9 protein-coding genes are annotated in these 7,397 nt (G+C 67.5%); 3 read left to right on the plus strand and 6 right to left on the minus strand.

The features are described 5' to 3' along the window. The first annotated feature begins 209 nt into the window (after nucleotides 1-209). Nucleotides 210-377, plus strand: a complete 168-nt coding sequence (locus tag B8460_RS22925; RefSeq protein ID WP_199445666.1) for a hypothetical protein — start codon at nucleotides 210-212, stop codon at nucleotides 375-377. 9 nt (nucleotides 378-386) lie between these two features. On the opposite strand, the gene B8460_RS15320 is transcribed toward B8460_RS22925, so the two are convergent. From B8460_RS15320 to B8460_RS15340, 6 genes are all read right to left on the minus strand, one after another. After that, on the minus strand, nucleotides 387-842 hold the full coding sequence (locus B8460_RS15320; protein ID WP_048862477.1) for a CreA family protein: 456 nt from the start codon (nucleotides 840-842) through the stop codon (nucleotides 387-389). A gap of 84 nt (nucleotides 843-926) precedes the next feature. Then, nucleotides 927-1,364, minus strand: coding sequence for a PIN domain-containing protein (locus tag B8460_RS15325; protein ID WP_048862478.1), 438 nt, complete (start codon nucleotides 1,362-1,364; stop codon nucleotides 927-929). Nucleotides 1,365-1,370: 6 nt separating this feature from the next. Beyond that, complete coding sequence (locus B8460_RS15330) at nucleotides 1,371-1,613, minus strand: type II toxin-antitoxin system Phd/YefM family antitoxin (RefSeq protein ID WP_048862479.1); 243 nt, start codon at nucleotides 1,611-1,613, stop codon at nucleotides 1,371-1,373. Nucleotides 1,614-2,022: 409 nt separating this feature from the next. Beyond that, nucleotides 2,023-2,787 (minus strand): hypothetical protein, encoded by a 765-nt coding sequence (locus B8460_RS21095; protein ID WP_148360635.1) that lies wholly within the window; start codon nucleotides 2,785-2,787, stop codon nucleotides 2,023-2,025. Between the two features lie 344 nt (nucleotides 2,788-3,131). After that, the gene (locus tag B8460_RS15335; RefSeq protein WP_048862480.1) at nucleotides 3,132-4,319 is read right to left on the minus strand and encodes a vWA domain-containing protein; all 1,188 of its coding nucleotides are present in this window, start codon (nucleotides 4,317-4,319) and stop codon (nucleotides 3,132-3,134) included. Nucleotides 4,320-4,325: 6 nt separating this feature from the next. Continuing rightward, entirely contained in the window at nucleotides 4,326-5,171 is an 846-nt protein-coding gene (locus B8460_RS15340) for an AAA family ATPase (protein ID WP_048862481.1), read from the minus strand. Between the two features lie 259 nt (nucleotides 5,172-5,430). Here B8460_RS15340 and trpB point away from each other — a divergent pair, with 259 nt between their 5' ends. Next, nucleotides 5,431-6,648: a tryptophan synthase subunit beta gene (gene trpB, locus B8460_RS15345; RefSeq protein ID WP_048862483.1), complete on the plus strand. Its 1,218-nt coding sequence runs from the start codon at nucleotides 5,431-5,433 to the stop codon at nucleotides 6,646-6,648. After that, the coding region (trpA, locus tag B8460_RS15350) for a tryptophan synthase subunit alpha (RefSeq protein WP_048862482.1) at nucleotides 6,645-7,397 on the plus strand (753 nt) is incomplete at its 3' end. The genes trpB and trpA, both read left to right, overlap by 4 nt.

Below are 7,397 nucleotides of genomic sequence, written 5' to 3' on the forward strand. Positions count from 1 at the left end.
TGGTGGAGCGCGGGCCGGCGGCGATGGCGGGGCTGGGCGCGGCCGGCCGGGCGACGGCGGCGGCGGAGATCGCGGAGGCGTTCCGCTGGGCGTTCCTGACGGTCGCCGCCTATGCCGGCTGCGCCATGGCGCTGGCGTGGTGGGTGCCGGTCCGGCGACTCTAGCTGGCGCTCGCGCGTTGGCATCTCGGATACCGGAGGGCTAACCCCATGCCATGGACCGCCGAGGACGCGCCGCAGCATACCCACAAGGCGACGACCGCGGAGCTGCGCGCGCTGTGGGCCAAGGTCGCCAACGAGACGCTGGACCGCACCGGCGACGAGGGCCGAGCGATCCGCGAGGCCAACGCCGTGGTGGCGCGGGAGGCGGCGCGGTAGGACCCGCGCCTACCGCCCGTCGGCCAGGACGGCGCTGACGCTGTTGTAGGGCGAGCCGTTGATCAGCCGCGTGCTGACCACGGTGTAGACCAGCACGTGCTTCTCCGCGTCCACCGCGCGATGCACCTTGAACGTCTTGAAGAACAGCGAGGCGGAGGTCCAGGCGATCACCTCGGAGTGCGGCAGGCCGGGCGGGATGGTGACCGGCCCGACCGCGCGGCAGGCCAGCGAGAACCGGCTCGGGTCCTCCGCCAGGCCGAGTCCGCCCTTCACCCCGCCGGTCTCCGCGCGCGAGAGGTAGCAGGAGACATTGGCCACCTTCGGATCGTCGTAGCGGGTGACGACCACCCGGTCATCCGGGCCGAGCCAGCGGAAATTGGTGTTGATGCTGTCGATCTTCGTCTGCGCGTGGGCCGCCGGCGCGGCGAGCAGGGCGAGGGCGGTCAGCAGGACGGCGCGGCGCATGGGCGACCTCGTGGCGAAGGGGTTGGAGCGGGAGAGCGGAGCCAGCCGGCGGCGTGCGGGGCGAGCGTGGGGTGTGGCCGGTCGTCAGGGCGGCAGGCTTGCATACGGGTCGTGCGTGAGCACGCCGAGACCGTCGAAGTGACGCAGGTTGCGGGTGAGGACGGTGTAGCCGCGCCCGGCCGCCGTCGCCGCGATCGCGAGATCGGCGAGGCAGGGTGCCCGTCCGGCGGCGCGGGCCCTGTCGGACAGACTGCCGAGCAGCCGCGCGGCCGGCAGATCGAGCGGCAGGACGCGGGCGCTGTAGAGATGCAGCAGCGTTTGCAGCCACGCCGCGAGACGATCGGCCTTCCGGGTCGCGCGTTCCCGGCGGGCCTTGGCGATACCGTCCTCGACCTCGGCGACCGTGATGACCGAGAGATAAAGGCGATCGCTGTTGCCCTCCATCCAGGCAACAAGGCCGGGACCGTGCGCCGCGCGCGCGGGTGCGCCGGCCGAGAGGACGTTGGTATCGACCAGATACACGCGGGTTCAGGCGTCCGGGTCGCGCAGGGCGCCCTGATTCCGCGCCGGCAGGTCGTCCGGCGCGAGCGGGGCGGCCATGAGCAGGCGCCCCAGGCTGGGGACGTGGGACAGACGCTGCCATTCCTCGAAGCTGATGACGACGGCGGCAGGCTTGCCGTGGCGGGTGATGACCGTGGGCGCGCCCGCGCGGGCCTTGTCGATGACCGCCGACAGGGTCGCCTTGGCGTCACGGAGCTGGAGTTCGTTCATCGCTCGGGGACTGTGGCTACTGTGGTCATTTTAGCAATCGAACCGCGCCGATCAAGGGGAGGAAGAGGGGAAACGATGCGGTGCTCGGCGGGTGACGTTTTGCGGGCGACCCGACAATCCCGGCGGCGCGGCGCATGGTCGGCCTCGTTCCTGGGGTGGGGCGGATAGGAGTGCCAGCCGGTGGCGGGGGGGGCAGGGCGGGGGCCGGGTGGCGGCGCTTATCCAAAGGGCAAATCGGATGGCCCAGGAGAACCGTGGGATGGGCGTGGAAGTGGTGGGTTTCGCTGCGCTCCACCCACCCTACGCTTGCTGCGCTCCATCAACCCCACGCTCGCCGTTTAGTAGCGCCCGACGGCAGGGGATCAGCGGCGAACAAGCTACACCCCACGAATGCTTATGACATACGGCCTTAGAAAGGCACTTCATTATCCGAGTCCGCGTTTGGTTCGTCAGGTGATTTCCATAGTCCGCCTAGTGGTTCAATTTGGTTTTGTGGTGGCGCAATGCGCTTCATAGGAGCGTTTAAGCGGAGGGCCGAATCTTCAGACATTCGGGCCTGCCGTATCAGATTGGCTATAGAGTCGATCCACTTTCGAACCGGCCTAAGTTTTGCTTCGGCCTTGCCTACAGTGCCAGCTGCTTCTATCACTAATGCGCCAAAGGCCTCGAACCGTGTTCGGTCTCGGTCTACCTCGGCGGAGAATGCATTTAGCTTATTCATCAATGCATCTTTACGTGTCGACGGAAGGTCGCCGTCTTCTATGGTCAGCTTTATTTTGCTGATCAAATCACGGATCTTCTCGCGTGCTTGGGGCTCCAGCCGTACGGAGACACGCCGATCGGCCGTCGAGTATCGGACTTTTATAGTTGTGATCGCCGCATCGATATCGAATTTAATTTGCACAAAGTTTTTCGTATTATTTGCAGCTGCTGGATTATTCATCCAGTATTCCAGGATGTCGAGTTCAAGGGCTCGTGCTGTAGCTATGACTTGATTGATGTAGGTTTGCATAAAATGATTATAGACGTTGTAATAACTGTCTTCATTGTTACTATTTAGTTGGTTTAGTTCCGCATCTAATTTTGCTCTATAAATCTTTTCGAAGTGCAGAAACGCTAGGCTGTCATCAGCCGGCCGGTTTCTGAACTCCTCCTCAATCAGCTCATCCAACATAGCCTTGGCGCTCCTTGACCTTGAGCGTGCGGGGTAACGGCTGCCTGTGCCATTCAGAGTTAGTTCGAGAATATGGTGGTCGGTCCTTAAGTGCGATTTGCCCCAACTCTGTAAGTGGTCGATCCCAAGCAGGTCCCGCTGAATGGCCGCAGCCGACAATTTCGCATGCTTTAGCTACTATATTCGGCTCGTGCGGCGGATGTTTCCGCCGACAGCCGCGCAAAATCACTATGGCATGCTGCTTTCCTGCTTTCTCAGCAAAGCCGTTGTAACCCGGTGCTTCACCCGCGTCCCAGGGCTCCATGCTGCTCGGTCTCGACATGTCGGATCGGAACAGTGGCCACTTACCTCAACTCCCGCGCCATATCATCCAGCCCCGCAATCGTCAGCGGAAACATGCGCCCGTCCATCAACTGCTTGATCATCCCCACCGACTGCACATAACGCCATTCGTCCTCGGCCAGCGGGTTGATCCAGGCGGCGCGGCGGAAGTGGCGGGTGAGGCGTTCGATCCAGACGCGGCCGGGTTCGTCGTTCCAGTGTTCGACGCTGCCGCCGGGCTGGACGATCTCATAGGGGCTCATCGACGCGTCGCCCACGAAGACGCAGCGATAGGCGGGGCCGTAGGTGTTCAGCACCTGCTCCATCGGAATCGTCGTCTCCCGCCGGCGGCGGTTTTCGCGCCAGACGCGCTCGTACGGGCAGTTGTGGAAATAGAAATAGTCGAAATGCTTGAACTCGCCGCGCGCGGCGCTGAACAGCTCCTGCGTCACCCGGATGTGGTCGTCCATCGACCCGCCGATGTCGAGGAACAGCAGCAGCTTCACCGCATTCCGCCGCTCCGCCTGCATCTGCAGGTCGAGCGTGCCGGCGTTGTTGGCGGTGGCGCGTATGGTGCCGGGCAGGTCCAGTTCGGTCGCCGCCCCCTCGCGCGCGAAGCGGCGCAGGCGGCGCAACGCCACCTTCATGTTGCGTGACGACAGCGCCTCGTCCTCGTCGAGGTCGCGGAACTCGCGCTTATCCCACACCTTGACGGCGCGGCGGTGGCGGCTTTCCTCCTGCCCGATGCGCACGCCCTCGGGGTTGTAGCCATGGGCGCCGAAGGGCGAGGTGCCGGCGGTGCCGATCCACTTGCTGCCGCCCTGGTGGCGCCCCTTCTGCTCGGCGAGGCGCTGGGCCAGCGTCTCCATCAGCTTGTCGAAGCCGCCGAGGCTTTCGATCTTCGCCATCTCCTCCGGCGTCAGCAGCTTCTCCGCCAGCTTGCGCAGCCATTCCTCCGGCAGCGCGCGGCGCAGATCGTCGCCCTCCGCCCCCTCCGGCGGGAAGGCGCCGCGGAACACCTCGGCGAACACGCGGTCGAAGCGATCGAGGTGGCGTTCGTCCTTCACCAGCGCGCTGCGGGCGAGGAAGTAGAAATCCTCGACCGAATAGTCCGCGCACCCCGCCTGCACCGCGCGCAGCAGGGCGAGGTATTCGGTGACGGACGCGGGCACGCCCGCGTCGCGCAGCGCGAGGATGAAGGGGGCGAACATGGCGCGCTACTGCTGCTGCTTGCGGCGCGAGAGGAAGGCGAGGCGTTCGAACAGATGCACGTCCTGCTCGTTCTTCAGCAGCGCGCCGTACAGCGGCGGCAGCGCGACATCCTTGCTGCGCAGATCCTCGGGCGACAGGTCCTCGGCCATCAGCAGCCGCAGCCAGTCCAGCAGCTCGCTCGTCGCCGGCTTCTTCTTCAGGCCCGGCACCTCGCGCACCTGGAAGAACATCGTCAGCGCCTCGCGCGCCAGCGACGGCTTGATGTCGGGAAAATGCGTCGCGACGATCCGCTCCATCGTCTCGCGCTCGGGGAAGCGGATGTAGTGGAAGAAGCAGCGGCGCAGGAACGCGTCCGGCAGCTCCTTTTCGTTGTTCGACGTGATGATGACGACGGGGCGATGGCGCGCGACCACGGTCTTGCGCGTCTCGTAGACGAAGAACTGCATGCGATCGAGTTCGAGCAGCAGGTCGTTCGGGAACTCGATATCGGCCTTGTCGATCTCGTCGATCAGCACGACGGTCGGCTGTTCCGCCTCGAACGCGTCCCATAGCTTGCCGCGCACGATGTAGTTGGCGATGTCGTGCACCCGCTCGTCGCCGAGCTGCCCGTCGCGCAGGCGCGAGACGGCGTCGTATTCATACAGCCCCTGTTGCGCGCGGGTGGTGCTCTTGATGTGCCATTCGATCAGCGGCATGCCGAGGGCGTCGGCGACCTCGTGCGCCAGCATGGTCTTGCCGGTGCCGGGCTCGCCCTTGACCAGCAGCGGGCGCTGGAGGGTGACGGCGGCGTTCACCGCCACCTCCAGATCGCGGGAGGCGACGTAGCGTTCGGTGCCGGTGAAGCGGGCCATCAGGGTCTCCGGGTGGGTTTCGGGCAGGGTGCCGGGGCGGGCGGTGGCAGCGCAAGCCATGCTGACGGGCCGGGGGCAGGGCCGGGGCCGGCTACCGGCAGGTAGCTTGACGTCGGCGGGGCCGCAAGGTCGGCGCCCCCTTGAACCACCCACGGCGCCGCCCCACCGTGACCGGACCGCGTGACTGGGCTATGACGCCCGACCTGCGCCCCGCCCCCGCCGCCGCCCGGTGGGGGCCGAACCGGATGGACCGACCGACGTGAACAAGCCGCTTGCCAACACCCTCCGCTCCGGACCCGACGGCCGTGGCCGCTTCGGCGACTATGGCGGGCGGTTCGTCGCCGAGACGCTGATGCCCTGCGTGCTGGAGCTGGAGGCGGCGTGGGAAGCGGCCCGGGCCGATCCGGCGTGGCGGACGGAGCTGGACGGCTATCTGAAATCCTATATCGGCCGGCCGAGCCCGCTGTGGCACGCGCAGCGCCTGTCGGCGCAGCTCGGCGGCGCGAAGATCTACTTCAAGCGCGACGAGCTGAACCACACCGGCAGCCACAAGGCCAACAACTGCATGGGCCAGATCCTGCTGGCCCGCCGGATGGGCAAGACGCGGATCATCGCGGAGACCGGCGCCGGCTCGCACGGCGTCGCGACGGCGACGGTGTGCGCGCTGTTCGGCCTGCCGTGCACGATCTACATGGGCACCACCGACATCGAGCGGCAGCAGCCCAACGTGTTCCGCATGAAGCTGCTCGGCGCCGAGGTGAAGCCGGTGAAGTCGGGCGCCGGCACGCTGAAGGACGCGATGAACGAGGCGCTGCGCGACTGGGTCGCGAACGTGCGCGACACGTATTACTTGATCGGCACCGTCGCCGGCCCGCACCCCTATCCCGCCATGGTGCGCGATCTCCAGTCGATCATCGGCGAGGAGGCACGCGCGCAGATGCTGGAGGCCGAGGGCCGGCTGCCGGACGCGGCCGTCGCGTCGGTGGGCGGCGGGTCGAACGCGATCGGGCTGTTCCACGCCTTCCTCGACGATCCGGACGTGCGGCTGATCGGCGTGGAGGCGGCCGGGCGCGGGCTCGACACGCACGAGCACGCGGCGGCGCTGTCGGGCGGCCGTCCGGGCGTGCTGCACGGCAACCGCACCTATCTGCTGCAGACCGACGACGGGCAGATCGAGGAGGCGCATTCCATCAGCGCCGGTCTGGATTATCCGGGCGTCGGGCCGGAACACGCCTGGCTGCACGACATCGGCCGCGTCGAATACGTCGCGGCGACCGACGACGAGGTGGTGGCGGCGTTCCAGCTGTGCACCCGCGCGGAGGGTATCATCCCGGCGCTGGAGCCGGCGCACGCGCTCGCGCATGTCGTCAAGCTCGCGCCGACCATGCCGAAGGACGGCATCATCCTGATGAACCTGTGCGGACGGGGCGACAAGGACATGGCGACCGTCGCCCGCCATCTGGGGGTCGCGCTGTGAGCCGCATCGCCGGCCGCTTCGCCGAACTGCGCCGGGCCGGGCGCGGGGCGCTGATCCCGTTCCTGGAAGCGTTCGATCCCGATCCGGCGACGAGTGCGGCGATCCTGCGCGGCATGCCGGCGGCGGGGGCGGACCTGATCGAGATCGGGATGCCCTTCACCGACCCGATGGCCGACGGGCCGACGATCCAGGCGGCGGGGCAGCGCGGGCTGCGCGCCGGCGCGACGGTCGCGGGCACGCTCGGCATGGTGCGCGACTTCCGCGCCCACGACGCGGCGACGCCGATCGTGCTGATGGGCTACCTCAACCCGATCCTGTCCTATGGGCCGGAGCGCTTCTGCGACGACGCGGGGGCGGCGGGCGTGGACGGGCTGATCGTGGTCGACCTGCCGACCGAGGAGGCCGACCTGCTGCTGCCGCACGCGACGCGCAACGGCCTCGACTTCATCCGGCTGGTGGCGCCCACGACCGACGACGCGCGGCTCGCGCATGTGCTGCGCGGCAGTTCGGGCTTCGTCTATTACGTGTCGATCACCGGCATCACCGGCACCCGCACCGCGAGCAGCGAGGAGCTGGCGGCGGCGATACCGCGCCTGCGCGCGGCGACCGATCTGCCGGTCGCGATCGGCTTCGGCGTGCGCACGCCGGCGCAGGCGGAGGCGGCGGTGCGCGCGGCGGACGGCGCCGTGGTCGCCTCGGCGCTGATCGACCTGCTGGCAGCGACGCTCGACGAGGCGGGGCGCGCCACG

The organism is Acidisphaera rubrifaciens HS-AP3, assembly GCF_000964365.1.
In the GTDB taxonomy this organism is placed as follows: Bacteria; Pseudomonadota; Alphaproteobacteria; order Acetobacterales; family Acetobacteraceae; genus Acidisphaera; species Acidisphaera rubrifaciens.